This is a genomic window from Pseudomonas sp. S34 (assembly GCF_009866745.1).
GTDB classification, from domain to species: Bacteria; Pseudomonadota; Gammaproteobacteria; order Pseudomonadales; family Pseudomonadaceae; genus Aquipseudomonas; species Aquipseudomonas jessenii.
Window position 1 is genome coordinate 3,412,485 of the sequence record NZ_CP019398.1, and the last position, 18,020, is coordinate 3,430,504.

Annotated in this window: 16 protein-coding genes, 1 tRNA gene and 1 pseudogene; 12 read left to right on the forward strand and 6 right to left on the reverse strand. The window is 55.9% G+C overall.

The annotated features are described in order from the left end of the window. Positions 1-115: 115 nt before the first annotated feature. Together PspS34_RS28415 and PspS34_RS15180 are read left to right on the forward strand one after the other, a co-directional pair. A pseudogene (locus PspS34_RS28415) lies at positions 116-262 on the forward strand (VOC family protein); the annotation flags it as partial. 45 nt (positions 263-307) lie between these two features. After that, a complete protein-coding gene (locus tag PspS34_RS15180; RefSeq protein ID WP_150814113.1) occupies positions 308-1,174 on the forward strand; it encodes a patatin-like phospholipase family protein in 867 nt (288 codons plus the stop codon). Positions 1,175-1,349: 175 nt separating this feature from the next. On the opposite strand, the gene PspS34_RS15185 is transcribed toward PspS34_RS15180, so the two are convergent. Next, on the reverse strand, positions 1,350-2,306 hold the full coding sequence (locus tag PspS34_RS15185) for a DJ-1/PfpI family protein (protein ID WP_090455525.1): 957 nt from the start codon (positions 2,304-2,306) through the stop codon (positions 1,350-1,352). Positions 2,307-2,421: 115 nt separating this feature from the next. Between PspS34_RS15185 and PspS34_RS15190 the strand changes: the two genes are divergently transcribed. Together PspS34_RS15190 and PspS34_RS15195 are read left to right on the forward strand one after the other, a co-directional pair. Continuing rightward, the gene (locus PspS34_RS15190) at positions 2,422-3,423 is read left to right on the forward strand and encodes an SLAC1 anion channel family protein (RefSeq protein ID WP_159390071.1); all 1,002 of its coding nucleotides are present in this window, start codon (positions 2,422-2,424) and stop codon (positions 3,421-3,423) included. Between the two features lie 66 nt (positions 3,424-3,489). Continuing rightward, the gene (locus tag PspS34_RS15195; RefSeq protein WP_150814091.1) at positions 3,490-3,816 is read left to right on the forward strand and encodes a multidrug efflux SMR transporter; all 327 of its coding nucleotides are present in this window, start codon (positions 3,490-3,492) and stop codon (positions 3,814-3,816) included. 192 nt (positions 3,817-4,008) lie between these two features. Here the strand turns inward: PspS34_RS15195 and PspS34_RS15200 are convergent, their stop codons facing one another. Further along, complete coding sequence (locus tag PspS34_RS15200; RefSeq protein ID WP_090455529.1) at positions 4,009-4,839, reverse strand: alpha/beta hydrolase; 831 nt, start codon at positions 4,837-4,839, stop codon at positions 4,009-4,011. Between the two features lie 252 nt (positions 4,840-5,091). Here PspS34_RS15200 and PspS34_RS15205 point away from each other — a divergent pair, with 252 nt between their 5' ends. Then, complete coding sequence (locus PspS34_RS15205; RefSeq protein ID WP_159390407.1) at positions 5,092-5,541, forward strand: MerR family transcriptional regulator; 450 nt, start codon at positions 5,092-5,094, stop codon at positions 5,539-5,541. Positions 5,542-5,594: 53 nt separating this feature from the next. On the opposite strand, the gene PspS34_RS15210 is transcribed toward PspS34_RS15205, so the two are convergent. Together PspS34_RS15210 and PspS34_RS15215 are read right to left on the reverse strand one after the other, a co-directional pair. Beyond that, the gene (locus PspS34_RS15210; protein WP_159390072.1) at positions 5,595-6,599 is read right to left on the reverse strand and encodes an acetoacetate decarboxylase (ADC); all 1,005 of its coding nucleotides are present in this window, start codon (positions 6,597-6,599) and stop codon (positions 5,595-5,597) included. A 235-nt stretch (positions 6,600-6,834) separates the two neighbouring features. Further along, entirely contained in the window at positions 6,835-7,638 is an 804-nt protein-coding gene (locus PspS34_RS15215) for a type 1 glutamine amidotransferase domain-containing protein (protein ID WP_159390408.1), read from the reverse strand. Between the two features lie 195 nt (positions 7,639-7,833). On the opposite strand from PspS34_RS15215, the gene PspS34_RS15220 reads away from it, so the two are divergent. The 4 genes from PspS34_RS15220 (at position 7,834) to PspS34_RS15235 (ending at position 15,203) form a co-directional block, all read left to right on the forward strand. After that, the gene (locus PspS34_RS15220; protein WP_154859805.1) at positions 7,834-8,913 is read left to right on the forward strand and encodes a saccharopine dehydrogenase NADP-binding domain-containing protein; all 1,080 of its coding nucleotides are present in this window, start codon (positions 7,834-7,836) and stop codon (positions 8,911-8,913) included. Positions 8,914-9,511: 598 nt separating this feature from the next. Further along, the gene (locus PspS34_RS15225; RefSeq protein ID WP_159390073.1) at positions 9,512-13,744 is read left to right on the forward strand and encodes a DUF5801 repeats-in-toxin domain-containing protein; all 4,233 of its coding nucleotides are present in this window, start codon (positions 9,512-9,514) and stop codon (positions 13,742-13,744) included. Positions 13,745-14,554: 810 nt separating this feature from the next. After that, a complete protein-coding gene (locus tag PspS34_RS15230) occupies positions 14,555-14,932 on the forward strand; it encodes a hypothetical protein (protein ID WP_154859801.1) in 378 nt (125 codons plus the stop codon). Further along, positions 14,922-15,203 (forward strand): hypothetical protein, encoded by a 282-nt coding sequence (locus PspS34_RS15235; protein ID WP_238786581.1) that lies wholly within the window; start codon positions 14,922-14,924, stop codon positions 15,201-15,203. The genes PspS34_RS15230 and PspS34_RS15235 overlap by 11 nt, the downstream gene beginning before the upstream one ends. Here the strand turns inward: PspS34_RS15235 and PspS34_RS15240 are convergent. Further along, positions 15,196-15,399 carry a hypothetical protein gene (locus tag PspS34_RS15240; protein ID WP_057714624.1) on the reverse strand — a complete coding sequence of 68 codons (204 nt, stop codon included), beginning with the start codon at positions 15,397-15,399 and terminating at the stop codon, positions 15,196-15,198. The genes PspS34_RS15235 and PspS34_RS15240 overlap by 8 nt on opposite strands. Before the next feature lie 394 nt (positions 15,400-15,793). Then, positions 15,794-15,915 (reverse strand) — tRNA-Leu (locus PspS34_RS15245). Between the two features lie 387 nt (positions 15,916-16,302). Between PspS34_RS15245 and PspS34_RS15250 the strand changes: the two genes are divergently transcribed. The 3 genes from PspS34_RS15250 (at position 16,303) to PspS34_RS15260 (ending at position 17,997) form a co-directional block, all read left to right on the forward strand. Further along, the gene (locus PspS34_RS15250) at positions 16,303-16,512 is read left to right on the forward strand and encodes a hypothetical protein (RefSeq protein ID WP_159390074.1); all 210 of its coding nucleotides are present in this window, start codon (positions 16,303-16,305) and stop codon (positions 16,510-16,512) included. A gap of 124 nt (positions 16,513-16,636) precedes the next feature. Then, entirely contained in the window at positions 16,637-17,125 is a 489-nt protein-coding gene (locus PspS34_RS15255; RefSeq protein ID WP_159390075.1) for a GNAT family N-acetyltransferase, read from the forward strand. Positions 17,126-17,481: 356 nt separating this feature from the next. Then, positions 17,482-17,997 (forward strand): zinc ribbon domain-containing protein, encoded by a 516-nt coding sequence (locus PspS34_RS15260; RefSeq protein WP_159390076.1) that lies wholly within the window; start codon positions 17,482-17,484, stop codon positions 17,995-17,997. Positions 17,998-18,020: the final 23 nt, after the last annotated feature.

Sequence of the window (18,020 nt, forward strand, 5' to 3'; positions counted from 1 at the left end):
GCTGGAAGAGGTCATGCTAACGGGCATGTAGCATCAGTAAAAATCGTTTATTCGTTGCGAATTGTTCGTTTTTTACGAAGTGTTGATTCAGATGCTCGGCTACCGGCAATTGCATAACCTACAAATTGATGTTGAGGCTGTCGCACCCGTCACCCAAAAACTTGATCCGGTTGGATTTCCTCTCTATCGAGAATGCAAAGACACCTGGTATCGGGCTGACAATGTAGAAGTAGGCCAGCGCGAATTCATCGTCCTGGACCCCGCCAGCTACACTCATTCGATACATTTCCGCACAGAGACTTCCGCCATGACGACCAAAACCGCAATCGTATTCGCTGGCGGTGGCAGTTTGGGGGCGGTGCAGGTGGGAATGTTGCGGGCCCTGGTCGAAACCAATGTTCGATTTGACATGGTGATTGGTGCTTCGGTAGGCGCTATCAACGGTGCCTACTTTGCCGCAAGACCCGATTCCGATGGCGTCCAGGCACTCGCCGGATTCTGGCGCGGGCTGAGTAAAACTGACATCTTCCCCCTCTCTTGGTTCGATACCTGTAGAGGATTGATCAAACGGCGTGGCTATCTGTTGCAGCCGTCGGCCTTGAATCGGCTGCTGGGTCAGGCACTGCCCATTCACCGCATTGAGGATGCGGTGCTGCCCCTGTACATCGTCACCACCAACCTGCTCAGTGGTGCCGAGACGGTCCTGTCCAGTGGCGAACTCGAGCAGGCGTTACTGGCAAGCGCTGCCATTCCGCTGGTGTTCCCCTGCGTACAAATCGCCGATCAGTTTCTGGTTGATGGCGGCGTGGCAAGCAATACACCTATTTCGACTGCCGTAGCCTTGGGAGCCACCAACGTCGTGGTAATCCCCACCGGAGTGAGTTGCGACCTGACGCAACCTCCCCGAGGACTGGTCGCCTTGGCCCTGCACACCGTCAATCTGATGAGCATGCGCCAACTGGTGAGCGACATCGAACACTTCCGCACTGTCACCAGTCTGCACATCGTCCCGCCCTTGTGCCCGGTGGATGTCTCGGTTTTCAACTTTGACCAGACCGAGTCTTTGCTGCAGCGTGCCTATGAGCAGACCCTTCGGTGGCTGGAACGTGGGGGGCTCGAACGCACCAAGGTCCCTGGTGCCCTTTCCATCCATTCGCATGCCCATGAGCATTGAGTGATGTGAATTACCAAAACAGCGAACCTTCAGGCCGCAGCACCCAGCGATGCCTGCGTTTCAAAATCAACCCAAATCAGCTCGCCCTACCCGCCCTAAATGCCGCCATCCTGGAGCTCACGCTTCGGGTTGCCCATGATGTGGCGGCAACGTTTAGCGATGAGGCCCCTCTACATTACACCGATGAAAACCGCTTTCGATAATCACTGGGACCAACCCCGAGACGCCGCATGAATGCCCTCCTGAACCCGTCCGTATTGGCATAACCTACTGTATCGGCCAAGCGCTTGAGTGATACGTCCGAGTCTTCGATTAACCGTCTGGCCGCATCGATGCGCGCCAGTTCGACAAATTCGGCCGGGGTTGAACCGGCTTCGGCCTTGAAGGTACGGGCGAAGTTGCGCTCGCTCATACCGGCGCGGGCGGCCAGGATGGGTACGCTCAAGTCGGCCTTCAGGTGTTCCACAACATAATCCTGCACGTCTCGGATCACGCTGCGTTCGGCGGTTTGTGCTGCCAATTGCGCACTGAACTGCGATTGTCCGCCGGGCCGCTTGAAGAACATCACCATTTCACGGGCAACGCTGAGCGCCAGTTCTCTGCCGTGGTCTTCTTCGACCAGCGCCAAAGCCAGGTCCATGCCCGCCGTGACCCCTGCCGAGGTGTAGATGTTGCCATCCTTGATAAAGATGCTGTCCGGGTCGACATGGGTTTGCGGGTGTTCCCTGGCCAGCTTTGCGCTGGAGTTCCAGTGAGTGGTGACACGGCGTCCGTCAAGCAGCCCGGCGGCGGCCAGCAAAAAAGCACCGCTACAGACGGAGCCGATACGACGTACGGATTTCGCCTGCCGGCGTAGCCATTCCTGCAATGCAGGGTCCAGGGCAATTTCATCGATGTGTGGACTGCCAGCGACAAGCAAGGTGTCAATCTTGCCTTTATACGTTTCAAAGGTGTCGTCGATGGCAAGCTTCAAACCACTTGAGCTTTTGATCATCCCTTTGCCGGTGCCGATCACTTCAACCCGATAGGCGCGTGGGTTGCCCAGTTGCCTGGCTGCTTCGGCGAAGACATCGGCAGGTCCGACAACGTCCAGCAGTTGCACGCGGGGGAAGGCCAGGAGGGTTATGCGCATGATGTCTGTCCTCGTCGAATCATTGGCTGAATACGTCGCTTAATGACTATTTCAGCCAAAGTCTGTTTGGCTGAAAATAGCCCCAACAGCAAATTCAGTCAAACGGGAGACTGCCATGAACACTGCATATACCCCCACGGTCGCTGCCGCTCAATCGGTGCAAACCAGCAATACGTCGATCAAAAACCTGCCTGTCAATCTGTTCGGCTCGGTCATGGGTCTGGCCGGTCTGGGACTGGCTTGGCGCTTGAGTGGTCAGTATTACGGCGTCGGCGGAGTGTTGGGTGAAGCGATTGGCGCCCTGGCCGGCCTGGCATTCGTGCTGTTGACCTTGGGTTACCTGGGCAAATGGGTGAAACATCCAGAAGCGGTAAGGGCCGAGTTCAACCATCCGATCGCCAGCAACTTTTTCGGCACCGTCACCATTGCACTGTTGCTGCTTTCGGCAGTCGCCGCGCCCCACAACGAATTGCTCGGACGGGCTCTCTGGATACTGGGCAGCGCACTGACGGTGTTGCTCGCAGGCCTCGTGGTTTTTCGTCTGTTGTCGGGCAATCAGGATTCGTTGAATGCCGTACCTGCCTGGTTGATTCCGGGTGTTGCCACCCTCGATATCGCGGTTACCGGTGCGCATATGCCCATGGCCTGGGTTGCTGAGTTCAACCTGTTTGCCCTCGCCGTGGGTGCGGTGCTGGCGCTGGTTTTCTTCACCCGGATCTTTTCGCGGCTGGTGCATGAGACAACGCTGGCCAAAGGCATGGTGCCTTCGCTGATGGTCCTTATTGCCCCCTTTGAAGTCGGTTTCCTGGCGTACACCAACGTGTTCGGCGAGATCGACAGGTTTGCCAGCGTATTGTTCTACTTCGGCCTGTTTCTGTTCGTGGTGCTCGGCTTCAAAGTGTTCCGTCGCGATGTGCCCTTTACCCCTTCGTGGTGGGCAATCAGCTTTCCCATCGCGGCCCTGAGCAATGCCGCGCTGAAATATGCACATGCCCAGGACAACACCGCGCTGATGGTAATCGCTGCTGTAATTCTGTTGTTTCTCACCGTGGCACTGACCGTGTTGTTGGTGAAAACCCTGATCAGCCTGTTCAGCGGCAAACTGTTGGCCAACTGACCTTTTACCTCCCTTTGGCGAGCCTTGACCGGCTCGCTTTTTTTTTGCCCACACAGGTTTCATCGAATGACTTACAACGCATCGTGGTTACTGCTGATCGTTGCCGGACTCCTGGAGATTTTCTTTGCGGTCGGCTTGAAATCTGCCAATGGCCTTGAAAGGCCCTGGCTGCTGGTCGGCACGGTCGTAGTATTGGCCGGCAGTTTGAGCCTGTTGACGATGGCTTTGCGGGTGCTGCCTGTAGGAACCGCCTATGCGGTCTGGACCGGCATCGGCGCTGCCGGCACAGCCGTCGTTGGAATGTATTGGATGGGTGATGCGGTATCGTTCTGGAAACTTGTCTGGATCGGCATGATCCTGCTGAGCGTCGCCGGACTACGCTGGGCAGCCTGAACAGGGCAAATAATTAATTGATTAACAGCCCCATTTTTTTAGTCCAGTGAGGAACAGAAAACATAGACGAAGTGAATCGCAAGCGGACACTCGGTCAGCTCAGTTTTTTAGCCACTTAGTCGAATCTTCAACGCATCGATTTTTTGGCTTTGAAGAAACTGGGGGGCAGTTTTTTACCCACCCCCCAGTTGTCTAACCTCGTAGGAAAGCGAGCAAATCGGCGTTGATTGTATCGGCGTTCGTCGTAGGCATTCCGTGCGGGAAGCCCGAATAGGTTTTCAGCGTGCTGTTTTGCAACAGTTTGGCTGACAAGAGCCCCGAGTTTTCATAAGGCACGATCTGGTCATCATCACCATGCATCACCAGCACGGGGATCGTGATGCTCTTTAGATCCTCGGTAAAGTCGGTCTGGGAAAAGGCCACGATCCCGTCATAATGCGCCTTTGCACAGCCCATCATGCCTTGTCGCCACCAGTTCCGGATGATGCCCTCAGACGGTTTTGCACCAGGGCGGTTATAACCGTAGAAAGGTCCAGCTGGAACGTCATGGTAGAACTGTGCGCGGTTGGCCTTCAGCTGTGCCTGCAAGTCATCGAAAACCGACTTTGGCAAGCCGCCTGGATTGCTCGGTGTCTGAACCATCAAGGGTGGCACGGCGCTGATTATGGCGGCCTTCGACACTCGGTCTTCGCCGTGGCGCGCAATGTAATGGATGACTTCACCACCGCCGGTGGAGTGCCCCACATGAACTGCGCCTTGTACCCCAAGATGGTTGACCACGGCCGCGACGTCATCAGCATAGTGATCCATGTCGTGCCCGTCCCAGACCTGACTGGATCGCCCGTGACCACGCCGGTCGTGTGCAATGACCCGGTAGCCGTTCGCCAGGAAAAAGAGCATCTGCGCATCCCAGTCGTCCGCACTGAGTGGCCATCCGTGATGAAAAAAGATCACCTGGGCATCGCGTGGTCCCCAGTCTTTGTAAAAGATCTCAACACCGTCCTGCGTAGTGACATAACCCATGTTCGCATCTCCCGAATGAAATGGAGGGTATGACCAATCGTGTTCTGATCGTGCCCCTTGTTGAACCTTGCCCTTGTTCAATAACGTGCAGCCCATCCAATAGGCAGTTCAGAGGGAATGGTCCTGGTCTGGTTTTCGCCTACCCCAGAATTCCATGGCGATTTAGCAACGCATTACATCTGCGCCGCTTGGTCGCCAAATAACTTTAGGTTTAAAGTCAACTTTAAGGTCAATGGTTTTCCGGAGTGGAATATGAGAATAGGCGAACTGGCGAAAATCAGCGGACTGGCGCCTTCACGGATCCGCTTTTACGAAGCGAGCGGCCTGATCACATCTGTCGGGCGCAAAGCCAATGGGTATCGGGACTATGCACCTGATACGGAGTGGGTTTTGGAGATCATCACAGGCGCCCAGGCGGCGGGGTTTTCACTGGAAGAAATCCGACAATTACTGCCGATGAATGCGAACGGTTGGCGGCATGAAGAGTTGCTCAGTGGACTCAAGCGCAAGGTTGAGGAAATCGAAGTCCTGCAACAACGGCTGGCCCACAATAAAGCGCAACTTCTTCTAGTTATCGAGGGCGTTGAAAGCAAGCCTGAAGGCATGGGTTGCGTGGACAACACGCAGTTGTTATTGCATCGTCTACGCGAGGAAGGCGTGGCGGCAGCACCACGCGGCCGTGGTACTGCGTCGTCCAAGTAAAATGTCACCTGTCAGGCTTGTGAGGTCTGACAGGTTTTTGCCGGATCGTTGAATCAGTGCGCGTTAGCCAGTGCTGCTAACGGCTTCGGCGCGTAGAGCGCACTTTGGAACGCGGGCACGTATTCGTACTTCATCATTTTCCCCAGCTTCAAGGAGCGGATGTAGTTCGACAGGCTGCCGTCGCCCAGCGTGAGGGTTGCCGAATCCTCGTTCCTGCTGGAGCCGTGGCTGAGCTGGCGGGAAACAGCATATCCATAGGCTAACTGGCCTTGGTGATCGAGATTGGTGAAACTGCTGGTGACAATATCGACGTCACTGGACAGGTCGTCGAGCTTCTTCGCTTTGAAGGACGCGTCCACTTTGCCGGTCTGGCTGTCGGTGATGTCATAGACCACCGATTGGGCATCCTCTTTTCGGTCAATGCCCGTCAGCCATTTCGGCAGGTTGTAACCGACGACACCGCGAACCCTCGCAAGCTCGGTATTGACCGGCAGCTTGAGCACATAACCCCAGAAATCTCCAGACATCGACTGGCCAATCAGCGTGAGCGGACCAAGATTGGCTTTGCCAGGTTTGTTGGTGATGATCGACACAGCGACTTCGTTATAAGCGTCGTTATCGCAGTGCTGATAGGTGTACGCGGTAAATGCGATCAAGCCTCGGCCCGGCCAGATCTGCAGGGGTTGGACGGTTGCCAGTACCTCGGGTGGCATGAGTTCCCGGAGCTTGTTCAGATCCGCCGTATAGACAGCCGTCACGCGGTTGTTCTCGTAGTAAAAGTTTGGCGAGTACGACTCAAAGCCAATGTCGACCTTGGTCTTCTCCAATCCTTTGAACCAGCCTAAATCAACGCCCGGTACTTCTGCTGCAATCACCGACAAAGGAGGATTGGAGCGAAAGCGATCGTACAAGCCGCCCTTGACGACAGGCACCTGGTGACCTGCGATATCGATCATGGTTGTGTCGTTCTGGCTGGGCATTTCAGGCATCCCCGCCAACGCATGGTTGGCAAAAGTGTTGAAAAGCAATCCTGTTAAAACGGCGCTTGCGAGTTTCAATCTTTCTCTCACCAGGTGATTGCATCTGCTTGATGGCGTCGACCAGAGAACTTCGCTGAGCACTCACTGCGCTTGATAACCCGCGCTGGTCACGCCAGTCGAAATTCGCCAGAGCAGGCTTTAATGCCTGCCGAAAGAAACCTTAACGTTAAACTGAACTTTAAGGTCAAGCACCATGGAGACAGATTTTCAAGTTTGCTCGCAGCAGTGTTTTCAGCGTTTCGTCGACAAAGGCTTAGCGAGTTACAGTGCCAGCGGAGAGCACGGCCATTACGGCTTCAGCCACGGCCTTGGGCGACTGAGGGTTTTGGCCCGTCACGAGCCTTCCATCGGTGATGGCAAATGGCGTGAATGGCAGCCAGGCCTTGCGGTAACGCGCACCTTGTTTCATCAGCCTGTCCTCCAGGAAGAAGGGAACCTGACTCTTCATGCCTGAAAACAGCTCTTCGCGATCAGAGAATCCGGTTATGTTTCTGCCGCTGATGATCAACTGGCCTTGCTCGTCCTTAAGATCCAGTAGTCCCGCTACGCCATGGCAGACAGCAGAGACGATGCCGCCCTGGTTGTAGATTTTTTCGGCGACACGACGCAGGTCCGGGTTTCCGGGGAAGTCCCACATGACACCGTGCCCCCCTGTGAAATAGATGACGCTGAATCGAGACGGATCGATATCGGCAACCGGTATCGTGTTTTTCAGTCGAGCGCGAAAGGCCGGTGACTGCAAATGCTCACGGGCGGCCTTGTCCATATAGAGCCAACCGAGGCTGCGTTCGTCCAAAGGAACAGCTCCACCCTTAGGGCTGGCAAAAACCGTCGTGTAGCCGGCCGCTTCCACAACATCGGTGAAATGCGTCAGCTCGGTCAGCCACAGCCCCGTGGTGTCGGTTCGTGAGGGATAGCTTGCGTGATTGGTCATGATCACCAGTATCTGGCGATCCTTCGCAATAGCAGTGGAAGGGTTCGGCTCAGCATTTGAAAAGGTCATGAAAGCACCGCCAATCAATACCAACGCACAAGAAAGAAAGGTCTTTAACATCATCCGGGTTCCAACAGTCATGCATGTCCGTGCATGCTCACCTTAAACCTTTCTTTAAGGTCAACCCCTGCACCTCTGAAGGTTTGCCGTCGGCGTTGGCAAACTTCTGCTTGACTCTAAACCTGACTTTAACGTTAGCGTCTGACGCTGATTGGGCAAGGCAATAACGCACTTCATCAATTCTGTCAGGAGCAATGCATGAGTCAGCAAGACAACCCTGTGACGCAGATGAAATGGATGATCTATGGCGCCTACGGTTATACCGGCGAGTTGATCGCTCGCGAAGCCGTCAAGCGTGGACTCAGGCCGGTTTTGGCGGGACGAAGCCGCGACAGGATCGAAGTCCTGGCCCGGGAGCTGGGTCTTGAAGCCCGTGTTTTCGGACTGGATGACGAGGCGCGATTGCTCGCCCAGATCAAGGGTCATGGTTTGGTTCTGCACTGCGCAGGGCCGTTTTCGGCGACCGCCGCCCCGATGATGGACGCTTGCTTGCGTGCCAATGCGCACTACCTGGATATCACCGGCGAAATTGCCGTATTCGAACATGCCCAGTCCCTGCAAGAACGTGCGCAAACGGCGGGCGTAGTCATTTGCCCTGGAGTCGGCTTCGACGTGATCCCCACTGACTGTGTCGCCGCTGCACTCAAGAGTGCGCTGCCGGATGCAACGCATCTGGCGCTGGGTTTTGATTCTCGCTCCAGCTTTTCGCCTGGCACTGCCAAGACGTCAATCGAAGGCATGGCGCAGGGCGGCAAGATACGTCGCAACGGGAAAATCGTGTCTGTTCCGTTGGCCTATCAGGTGCGTCGTATCGACTTCGGCGACGGCGAGAAGCTGGCGATGACCATTCCCTGGGGTGACGTTTCCACGGCGTGGCACACCACCGGCATTCCCAACATTGAGGTGTTCATACCAGGCTCTGCCGGTATGATTCGCGGCGCCAGGTTCACCAACTTCATTCGTCCGCTGCTGGGTTTGCCGTTCGTGCAGAGGCTGCTCAAGGCACGCATCGGCAAGACGGTGATCGGCCCTGATGACGAAAAGCGTGCAGATCAAGGCACTTATGTGTGGGGCGAAGCCCGTAACGCTCACGGAGAATGCAAAGTGGCGCGCGTGCACACCGCGAACGTCTACAGCTTGACGATCTACGGTGCGTTGACCGTGGTCGATTACCTGTTGCAGATGCGTCCGGCTGGCGGCACTTACACACCAGCGAGGCTGCTGGGGGCCGATCTGGTGACGGACTTGCCAGGGTCGGGAGCCTTGAAGGTCGAATAGTAATCGGGAGCCAGTTTGGAACCTGAAAGCGTTGGATCGAATTCTTCATAAGCCTTTCAAGTTCAAACGACCGCTAAAGGCCGTTCTTTGACTATCGCCACCGGCAGCAATGGGTCCAGGCTGTGTAAACGCAGAGACTGTTTTGAAATCTGCATCGCTACGTAAAGACTGCCAATGATTGGTATATCGGCCCGACCTGAAATTTACGTGGGAACGCGACTTTCGTTCTGGTTCTGACTGTCAAACCTGCTCTAAACCGTTTTTACACAGCCTCGGCAAAAAGCGGCCCTTCTCGACCAGTTAAATCCATGTCGCCTTACTACCCGGCCGCCTGAGCAGGTTCAACCTCAGTTCGACACGCTGGAGGTTAAAGCCCCGGCAACCTTGAACACCCGCGCCATGCCCTCATTCACAGGCGGAATATTCGACTCCGCTCCTTCGCGTCATCCCGTCTCCCCTTCCCAGTAGTCTGAATCTCCTGCCCCGCCTGGGAGTATCGGCCGATGTATATCGCCCGGCGTTTATCCATAGTTGTGGCATGTACCAAAAAAAGGTCCGCGGTCCGGCCTTGGTGACTGCAATTGCTTTGGAGAAAGTCATGGCTACTCAGAAAAAAAACTCATCGTCAACGAACGATCAGATCGCTCTATTCACCCAGCCCCTCACCACTGACCTCAACGAGTCATTGGTGACAACGTCGGTTACAGCCAGCGCTTTGGGCGTCGTGGCCACCGGCGAAGACGTGACCCTGGATGAAACGGCCGGATTGCAGAACGCCACTGCCACGCCAACCCCAGCGGGGGACGTTGACGACAACGACATCCTGGTGGCGTCCCTGCCCACGACCTTCGCTAACCGTTTGGCCGGACTGGGAGCAGGCACCGCCACGGGTGCGGCCTTGAGCGGCTATACCGGTGCCGCGGGCAACACGGGCAGCGATGCATTCACCGTCACCGCCGCGCCCGGAGGAAGCATTACCGATATCAGCTTCACCGACAGTTCAGGCGCACCGCTCAATGGCCTGGACAGCGGACTCGATACCCTCGATGGCACCAGCATCCTTCTCTATACCGATACGAACGACAATAACATCGTTTTGGGTCGAGCCGGTGGCCCGGCCGGTGCGATCGTGTTCGCTGCCTACATTGAAGAAACCGGTTCGCCGGTCACGGGCGGCAAGATCTGGACCGTGGAGTACCAACCGCTCAAGCATCCCGATATGACGGATGCCGATGACTCGCTCAATCTGCTGAATAAGGTTTTCATCGGAGCCAGTGAGGATCTGGTGTTCAGCCTGGCCAATGCGCCCTCCGGTCAGAACCTGTTCTTGATGTTCACGAAGGCGAACCCGAACGTTGTCGATGTCGGTGGTGTGTTGCGGATCACGGATCCCACCATCATTGCCACCGGCAAGGACCCCGCAGACCAGTCAAGCGGCGTCAACATAAACACTGGCGACACGATCAATACCAGCCAGGCGGGTGGCCCGACCACCTTCGGCACCAACAATCAGATGATTGTGGAGCAAGAGGGCATCCGCTTTTCGTTCGTCACGGGTGCCAGGCAGAATGTGACCATTCCCAACCTGGATCAGAACGAAGCCGACCTTGAATCCAACGTCGACTTTACCGACGTCTACAACACGAAGTCGGCCAATTTCGACGTCGTGCAATTGCAAAGCGGCAAGAGCGCTATCGTAAAAATCAGCGCATTCAGCACCGCGGCTGAACCTGGCGTGAACTTCATCAATGGATACGCAGGCGATACGTCGGTGGCCATCACCAATGTTCGCGTGATCAACAATAGCACCGGGCTGGTGATCGAGAATTCAGACGGATCGGTGAATGATCCGGCCATTACCATCAGCTTTGCTGCAGGGGTCGCAACCCTCACCGGCATTAAAGCCGGCTACCAGATTGAATACACCACTACGGCGGATCACAACCGCGTGCTTATCGAGAACGGTGCGGCCGTCACTGCCAAGGGCAATGACCACGCCGACTTTGATATCGGTGGTTTCACGCTGGTCAGAGCCTCTGTCACGACCACCGAAATCGGCTCCAAGATGATCTTCGACGACGACGGACCGAGCATCAGCACCACCGGCACGGAGCCGACGCTGACGGTGGACGAGACGGTACTGGCGACCAACGACACCCAGAGCTTTGCCGCCAACTTCACCTCGGCGTTTGGCGCCGATGGTGCCGGCACCCTGACCTATGCGCTGGGCGTGGTGGCCGGAGCTTCCGGGTTGACCGACACGGAGACAGGCGAGGCGGTGAACCTGTCGCTCAACGGTGCAGTGGTCGAAGGCCGCACGGCCCTCGGCAACCTGCTGGTGTTCACGGTCAGCGTGGCCGCCAATGGCAGCGTCACGCTGGACCAGATCCGGGCCGTGGTGCATCCCGACCCAACCAATCCGGATGACTCGACGAGTTTGACCTCGGACAACCTGGTGACGCTGACGGCGACCACGACCGACGGGGACGGCGACAGCGCCCAGGCGACGCTGAACATCGGGCAGAACCTGGTGTTCAAGGACGACGGGCCGAGCATCAATACCACCGGCACGGAGCCGACGCTGACAGTGGACGAAACGGTGCTGGCGACCAACGATACCCAGAACTTTGCCGCCAACTTCAATTCGGCGTTTGGCGCCGATGGCGCCGGCACCCTGACCTATGCGCTGGACGTGGTGGCCGGAGCTTCCGGGTTGACCGACACGGAGACAGGCGAGGCGGTGAACCTGTCGCTCAACGGCACCGTGGTCGAAGGCCGCACGGCCACCACCAGCCTGCTGGTGTTCACGGTCAGCGTGGCTGCCAACGGTGATGTCACCCTCGACCAGCTCCGCGCCGTGGTGCATCCCGACGCCACCAATCCCGATGACTCGACGAGCCTGACCTCGGACAACCTGGTGACGCTGACCGCGACCATTACCGACAAGGAGGGCGACAGCGCCCAGGCGACCCTCAACATCGGGCAGAACCTGGTGTTCAAGGACGACGGGCCGAGCATCACCACCACCGGCACGGAGCCAACCCTGACAGTGGACGAGACGGTACTGGCGACCAATGATACCCAGAGCTTCGCCGCCAACTTCACCTCGGCGTTTGGCGCCGATGGGGCTGGCACCCTGAGCTATGCGCTGGGCGTGGTGGCCGGGGCTTCCGGATTGACGGACACGGCCTCGAACCAGGCGGTGAACCTGTCGCTCAATGGCACCGTGGTGGAAGGCCGCACGGCCACGAGTAATCTGCTGGTGTTCACGGTCAGCGTCGCCGCCAATGGCAGCGTCACGCTGGACCAGCTCCGCGCCGTGGTGCATTCCGACCCAAGCAATCCCGATGATTCGAAGTCGTTGACCTCGGACAATCTGGTGACGCTGACGGCGATCAAGACCGACGGGGACGGCGACAGCGCCCAGGCAACGCTGAACATCGGGCAGAACCTGGTGTTCAAGGACGACGGGCCGGCACTCAGTTTCGGCAACCTGATCGGGACCGGTAGCGTCCTTGCGCAATCCGGGTTCTGGAGTATGGCGACGGGAGCCGATGGCCTGGGGGCGGCGGGTCTGGATATCTCTTTGGTCAATAACCAGTTCACCCTCGTCAGGCCAGACAACACGACCACGACCGGGACCGGCACGCTCAACGAGCTGGCGCTGTCACCGGATGCCAATGGCGCGTACCAGTTCGCGGGAACCTTGACCGGTGATTTCGACAACAACGCCGCAACGGCGAATACCACCGTCGACTACACGTTGACCGCCTATGCCGATGGTCGCTATGCACTGGATCTGGTGCAAGGCTTCCGTTCGACGATCGTGCTCAGCAGTGCCGACGGCTCGCTCACTGCCGGTGGCCCGGACCCGGTGCGCACATTGTTGATTCCGCAGACGAGTAACCCGGCTATTCCTTCGACATCCGAGGAGATCGTGTTCTTTTCCGCGAAGGCGCTGGCGTCGACTGCGGACATCCTGACCGGTATCGGGCTCGGAGCACCCGACCCCACCGAAGCGGCGCTACAGACCAACCCCCTGCCGGGGTACATCGACCCGGCGGCCATGAACGTCAGCACGTCCGGCATCGGCGTCGCCAACAACGTGTTCCAGGGCGATAACCTGGCGGCAATCAGCGCCGCCGATGAAAGCTTCGTCATCAATCCAGAGAGCCTGCTGACGGGAATGAAGGTCTTCATCGACAACTCCGTGGCGGGTTACAACACCGCGACCGAAGACCTGTACTACAGGATCTACTACGAGAATGGCACGTTTTCAGACCGCATCGAGGTGAACACCCTGACGCCGGAGGCTGGAGGGCAAGTGTCCTTCCTCGTCGAGAAGGCGGGTACGACACTGATCGACGCGGTTCAGCTGACGATGGGCCGGGGCGATATCAAGATTCCGGTGATCCAGTTCATTCAGCAGAGCGAGAGTCTGGCCAGCGATGTCCAGCTGGCGTTCAGCGCGACGCTGACGGACAAGGACGGGGACTCGGCGACGAGTACCTTTGACGCCAACCTGTTCGCCAACGACCCGGCCAACGCTTCCTTCGACTTCACGCTGGTTGGCACGGGCGGTGAGCAAGATGCGTTCAACATCGATCTGTCAGTCAATGAGAACCTGTACCAGGTCACCGGCTTCGATGCGGGCCTGGGCGTGCGGGACAAGCTGGTACTCAACGGCGACCCGAACGCCGTTGTCCAATCGATCAACAACACCGGTGCCGACAGCATCGTGACGGTTGCCGAGACGGGCGGACAAACAACGACCATCACCTTGGTCGGGGTTGATGTTCTGAATACCGACGTCTTTTTTGGCAGTGCTTGAAGCTTTGCGCGTGAACGGATGCGAGGGTGGCCTAGGAAACCACCCTCGCATTTTTTTTGCAGTTCAGATACGAGATCCCCTTGATCCCATGCGCTGTGAACTGGCGAGCAGCACAAGCTTAAAGAACGCCGCTGCGTGCATATTGGGGTCCGTTTGTGTGTTTGCACGCACAAACAGCAGATGGACCTCTGCCTGCACCCTCCCCCTGGGTGCTTCAGGCTTTTCATGTTGACCCATCGATCTGCAGGCTTTTTCCGCCCCACATTCGCGTACACAGCCCCCAACCTGGGCCTGTTTTAGACGGGTGCAGGTATGCAGAAAAAACGACACATTCAGACCGCAGGCGTGGCTGGGGGACGACGGCGCGCGCCTGGTCAAAAATCCCTCCTCCGCCCCCAAGTACGCCAAGGCGCAGCATCTGGTGCAAGAAACGAATGCCTGGCCGGGGAGATCAGAACCGAGGAAGCGACGCAGTGGGTGGCCGACGTGAACAACGAACGGGCATGGATCATGCTTGAGTATGGGAGACAGTTCAGGGGTTGATCGGGATCCGCTGCAAGCCTTGCCGGTGATCGATGGGCTTTGACTACATTCAAGGAGCGGTGCAAAACGCTGAAGCGCGGGCCGCAGCAAAAAGGTAGCCCGCGCATTACGACTGACGGGGGCTATGTCCAATTGCCCGGTACAGACAAGGCGCTGCTGGTTGAAAGCTGCGCCGCTGATGGCAACGAAGCCCCCAAACCGCTGGTGCACCAGTGCATACATTTTGCGGCTTAAGAGTGAACACGCTAATCAGAAAGGAAGTTCGGCATGCTGTTTTTCAAACCCGAGCGACAACTAGCGCTTGAACTAGACCTCGAGGGACTCTCGCTCCGTCTCAAACCCCTCAGTACCACCATCAAGCTGATGACGTCTCACAGGTTGCGGAAGTATCAACGGGCCCTGGAAAACGACATAGGCGGACTACCTGGGTTTATGGCGTTGTCGGTTGAGGGAAAAGTCAACTACATGATTCCCATCATTTCGCAAATGAACGAAGCCAGAGATCAGCAGAATGAAGTCGATTTCATAGCGGCCTACCTGACCGTCATGCTGCTGGAAAGCATCAGCTGCGGCTATCATTCGACGATGAACTTGGTCTTTAGCGGGATGGAAAATCTCGCCGCGTTCCGGTGGGATGAGTCATAAAAAAACCATCCAACAAGAAACTCTGGAAGCCCTTATCAACAACCACGTGCAGGGCGAGCGCCACGACTTCGAGGAGTGGCAGGAGACGTTGTCCACGCTCCTCATCAATCTGGCCAAAGCACCTGCCGATCAGTCTGCCCGCTTCGCCAACATGTCGCGACCTGAAATCGTAGTTTCTGAAAAGTGGTCGCGAAAGCTAGTAGGGTTCGCCAAGACCGGTGTCGAAATCTGGCGGTCTAGCTACTGCGCTGGCGCAGTCTCCACTACTTGACTTGATCATATGCATCATTCATCACTTTAATGGCGTTTAACACATGCGGATGTTCAGCCCAGCGGTATGCAGCATTTCCAAGTAAGCCGGCTGTCGCGTTGTCCATCAGGCTTTTTACATCAAGCCCGCTGGCGACGGCCGCTCCAATAATTGCTACAAGCGCTTGTTCCAGTGCAATTTCGCGATCACTAACCACTGCATCTCCTTAAACCGACCCCATGCCGGCCTGAAAGATTAATCGCTCACCCACAACCAAATTGCCACTACCCCCTGTCGCATCCGGTCACGGAGTACGGCGCTTGAGCCACCCTAACCCTTTTCGCGTGCTCTCCACAATCAATCGATGCTTTGTAGTCTCGATACGCGTAATCGCAGGCACTTGGCCCGACCGAGAATGGATCAGCAAGAACTGTTGGGGGCGCTCGGTGTGAAAGATCTGTCCCAACCGTTGTAATGACCAAGCAGTACATCCGCAACAGGAAAGGGAACAAAGTCTCACCAACCAAGTGAATTGCGGACCAATCCAATAACTGCGGACCAGAAACGAACAAGGGCTTGCCCAGCTTTCGCTCGCAAACCCTTGATTTATATGGTGCCGAAGCCGGAATCGAACCGGCACGCCCTTACGAGCGGGGGATTTTAAGTCCCGAGGGAAAATCAATCAGACCGGGGCTTCCAATAGGTTTTCCGGACCGCAATCAAGCCTATTGGCTTGCCATACAGCCCAATGTTTCCGCATAACCTTAGAAGGTTGCGGTCCAAAAAAAACCCATGATTCAAGCATCGAAAATGTGCACTCAGGCAGCGTGATAACCATCAGTGCTATGCCGATCATGCATACTTCACGCGCTCTACTGATGTCGTCTCGCCCCCTAGCACCCCATGCACGCTGGCCCCATGCAACCCCCTTTGTAATGGCCGTTTTTACTGGCGCTCGCTGCAATCGAATGCCCATAAGAGCTTACGAGTGCGTGAGAAAGTCACGCAAAAGTCACGCACGCCTTTTTGGCACCCTCCCCTGGCGTCCTGCCGACCGAACACCAATCCCCTCATGCCCAATTTGCCGATGCTACGCTGAAATCTCCACGGAGGATTCGCGATGCCAAACTCAGATTTGCTCCCTTCCCTGCTGTTCAAGCTCAACGAAAACCAAATCGCCCTGGAAGCAGCCATCTTGGAACTGTCGAACTGGGTCGAACAGCGCGGATCGGCCGATGTCGCCGACAACGTGCGCTGCGCCTTGGAAGCCATCGATAAGAACGAAGAATTCATCAAGATGACGCTCGCGGTGATGATGGCGCCAGAGTGACTGCAAACGGCCAGAAGCTGCCTCTCACTAAGGGCAGCCATCAGCCATTCGCGGATATGCCATTGCTTTCCAGCCCCCTGAACTAGCAGCTAAAGTACTGGGTCATGGAGCTTAGAGACGAGCAATGAAACTGAACCACAGGCCAGTGAAGGCTAGCGACGTTAAAATGATCTGCGGCTTTCCTCAGAACGCTCAAGAGTTGTTTTTCATGTTTCCGAAGGCGCACTTCCCGCTAACGGAAGCGCAGTTGATGTCCGCGATCTCCCAACGCTTCGACTCTACCGTCGTGGAGATCAACGGGACTGTCGTTGGGTTTGCCAATTTCTATCGAGTTGAATGCAATGGCGTTTGCTGTATCGGCAATGTCATCGTCTCGCCGAGCGCTCGGGGCGAAGGAGTGGCGACGTTTATCGTAGAGACGATGACCAAGTTGGCATTCGAGCGTTACGGAGCCAAGGAGGTGCAGATTTCCTGTTTCAACAAAAACACGGCAGGGCTGCTGCTCTACCCTAAGCTTGGGTTTGTGCCTTATGCCATTGAGGAGCGACCTTCTTTGGGAAACGGCCGTTCGGCCCTTATACACATGAAGCGCAGCAGAAGCTCGACAGGTTGAATACACAGTCGATTGTTACCCTGGAAGACAGGCAGCAATCGGCCATAAGCGGTCACTATGGATCATACCCTTTCTGTATCGTGGACAAGATGATGGCGAAATAGTAGCTTCTGAGCGTCTGAAAAAAGTGAGCCCGCAAACCATGACTCGAACTGCCTACGATGAAAATCCTCTGCGTGTTTCCGTTCAGCGCATCCTGGATATGCGAAAAATGCCGGAGTTCTCGAGCGAAGCTATAGCCGCTGATGAAGGGGCCCTAATTTTATGGCGCAGGATCACCTATTTATTTGGATGGTCAAAAGCTCCGCTTTTACCTTTCAGTCAGATTAAGCGTTTGGTTTATCGAGGTAATAACAATGCCTAGTGAAAGTCTTTTTACAAAATGCAAGTCTTGTGGCAAGACGATCTCAAAGATTGCACAAAAATGCCCTGACTGCGGAAAAAAAGTGAAAAAAATTAGTGCAATTCAATGGGTTGGAATTATTTTTGGCGCGTTAATTGTCATTGGGGCAATAAATTCATCGAGCAAACCAAAGCCTCAAGAAGAAGCCGAAAGCCCGGCTACTATTAAAAAGAAAGTATCCAACGAAGTAAGCCTAGAGTACACGTGGAAAAAGAAAAGTCTTGGTGCGATCATGGAGGCGGATTTACTAATAAAAAACAATAGTGTCGCAGATATAAAAGATATTGAGATACAGTGTAATCACTTTGCAAAAAGCGAAACGAAGATTGATTCAAACAACAGAACTATATATGAAATAATAAAGGCAAAATCGGAAAGTCGCTATTTGAAATTCAACATGGGGTTCATTCACGACCAGGCGAATTCATCTTCATGCTTTATTAAAGATTTTTCCATAGTAAGCCAATAAAATATTTATCTACGCAAGGAGAG

What these genes read in the sequence shown, in the direction of transcription:
- PspS34_RS15260 (WP_159390076.1), top strand. Translation starts at nt 17,482, where the DNA reads ATGCCTAGTGAAAGTCTTTTTACAAAATGCAAGTCTTGTGGCAAGACG.
- PspS34_RS15250 (WP_159390074.1), top strand. Translation starts at nt 16,303, where the DNA reads ATGCCAAACTCAGATTTGCTCCCTTCCCTGCTGTTCAAGCTCAACGAA.
- PspS34_RS15195 (WP_150814091.1), top strand. Translation starts at nt 3,490, where the DNA reads ATGACTTACAACGCATCGTGGTTACTGCTGATCGTTGCCGGACTCCTG.
- PspS34_RS15200 (WP_090455529.1), bottom strand. Translation starts at nt 4,839, where the DNA reads ATGGGTTATGTCACTACGCAGGACGGTGTTGAGATCTTTTACAAAGAC.
- PspS34_RS15215 (WP_159390408.1), bottom strand. Translation starts at nt 7,638, where the DNA reads ATGATGTTAAAGACCTTTCTTTCTTGTGCGTTGGTATTGATTGGCGGT.
- PspS34_RS15185 (WP_090455525.1), bottom strand. Translation starts at nt 2,306, where the DNA reads ATGCGCATAACCCTCCTGGCCTTCCCCCGCGTGCAACTGCTGGACGTT.
- PspS34_RS15190 (WP_159390071.1), top strand. Translation starts at nt 2,422, where the DNA reads ATGAACACTGCATATACCCCCACGGTCGCTGCCGCTCAATCGGTGCAA.
- PspS34_RS15205 (WP_159390407.1), top strand. Translation starts at nt 5,092, where the DNA reads ATGAGAATAGGCGAACTGGCGAAAATCAGCGGACTGGCGCCTTCACGG.
- PspS34_RS15255 (WP_159390075.1), top strand. Translation starts at nt 16,637, where the DNA reads ATGAAACTGAACCACAGGCCAGTGAAGGCTAGCGACGTTAAAATGATC.
- PspS34_RS15230 (WP_154859801.1), top strand. Translation starts at nt 14,555, where the DNA reads ATGCTGTTTTTCAAACCCGAGCGACAACTAGCGCTTGAACTAGACCTC.
- PspS34_RS15180 (WP_150814113.1), top strand. Translation starts at nt 308, where the DNA reads ATGACGACCAAAACCGCAATCGTATTCGCTGGCGGTGGCAGTTTGGGG.
- PspS34_RS15235 (WP_238786581.1), top strand. Translation starts at nt 14,922, where the DNA reads ATGAGTCATAAAAAAACCATCCAACAAGAAACTCTGGAAGCCCTTATC.
- PspS34_RS15225 (WP_159390073.1), top strand. Translation starts at nt 9,512, where the DNA reads ATGGCTACTCAGAAAAAAAACTCATCGTCAACGAACGATCAGATCGCT.
- PspS34_RS15220 (WP_154859805.1), top strand. Translation starts at nt 7,834, where the DNA reads ATGAGTCAGCAAGACAACCCTGTGACGCAGATGAAATGGATGATCTAT.